Origin of the sequence: Brevibacterium aurantiacum (genome assembly GCF_007558825.1) — a bacterium.
GTDB classification, from domain to species: domain Bacteria; phylum Actinomycetota; class Actinomycetes; order Actinomycetales; family Brevibacteriaceae; genus Brevibacterium; species Brevibacterium aurantiacum_A.
In genome coordinates this window covers 1-1,431 of sequence record NZ_VLTK01000042.1, presented here as the reverse complement: position 1 = coordinate 1,431, position 1,431 = coordinate 1, and the positions used below count along the sequence as shown (strand labels likewise).

The window sequence follows — 1,431 nt, the reverse complement described above, 5'->3', positions numbered from 1 at the left end:
TGGGAGCACCTTCGTGGTGTGACTGCGTACCTTTTGTATAATGGGTCAGCGACTTATATTCTGTAGCAAGGTTAACCGTATAGGGGAGCCGAAGGGAAACCGAGTCTTAACTGGGCGTTAAGTTGCAGGGTATAGACCCGAAACCCGGTGATCTAGCCATGGGCAGGTTGAAGGTTGGGTAACACTAACTGGAGGACCGAACCGACTAATGTTGAAAAATTAGCGGATGACTTGTGGCTGGGGGTGAAAGGCCAATCAAACCGGGAGATAGCTGGTTCTCCCCGAAAGCTATTTAGGTAGCGCCTCGTGAACTCATCTTCGGGGGTAGAGCACTGTTTCGGCTAGGGGGCCATCCCGGCTTACCAACCCGATGCAAACTACGAATACCGAAGAATGTTATCACGGGAGACACACGGCGGGTGCTAACGTCCGTCGTGAAGAGGGAAACAACCCAGACCGCCAGCTAAGGTCCCAAAGTCATGGTTAAGTGGGAAACGATGTGGGAAGGCACAGACAGCCAGGATGTTGGCTTAGAAGCAGCCATCATTTAAAGAAAGCGTAATAGCTCACTGGTCGAGTCGGCCTGCGCGGAAGATGTAACGGGGCTAAACCATGCACCGAAGCTGCGGCAGCGACACTATGTGTTGTTGGGTAGGGGAGCGTTCTGTAAGCCGTTGAAGGTGGCCTGTGAGGGTTGCTGGAGGTATCAGAAGTGCGAATGCTGACATAAGTAACGATAAAGCGGGTGAAAAGCCCGCTCGCCGGAAGACCAAGGGTTCCTGTCCAACGTTAATCGGGGCAGGGTGAGTCGACCCCTAAGGCGAGGCCGAAAGGCGTAGTCGATGGGAAACAGGTTAATATTCCTGTACTTGGTGTTACTGCGAAGGGGGGACGGAGAAGGCTATGTTAGCCGGGCGACGGTTGTCCCGGTTTAAGCATGTAGGCGGAGGTTCCAGGTAAATCCGGAACCTTTTAACGCTGAGGTGTGATGACGAGGCACTACGGTGCTGAAGTAACAAATGCCCTGCTTCCAGGAAAAGCCTCTAAGCATCAGGTAACATCAAATCGTACCCCAAACCGACACAGGTGGTCAGGTAGAGAATACCAAGGCGCTTGAGAGAACTCGGGTGAAGGAACTAGGCAAAATGGTGCCGTAACTTCGGGAGAAGGCACGCTGATATGTAGGTGAAGCCCCTGCGGGTGGAGCTGAAATCAGTCGAAGATACCAGCTGGCTGCAACTGTTTATTAAAAACACAGCACTGTGCAAACACGAAAGTGGACGTATACGGTGTGACGCCTGCCCGGTGCCGGAAGGTTAATTGATGGGGTTAGCGGCAACGCGAAGCTCTTGATCGAAGCCCCGGTAAACGGCGGCCGTAACTATAACGGTCCTAAGGTAGCGAAATTCCTTGTCGGGTAAGTTCCGACCT

Annotated in this window: 1 rRNA gene; it reads left to right on the top strand. The window is 52.9% G+C overall.

The window, feature by feature from the left end:
* A 23S ribosomal RNA gene (locus FO013_RS22135) occupies nucleotides 1-1,431 on the top strand; the annotation flags it as partial.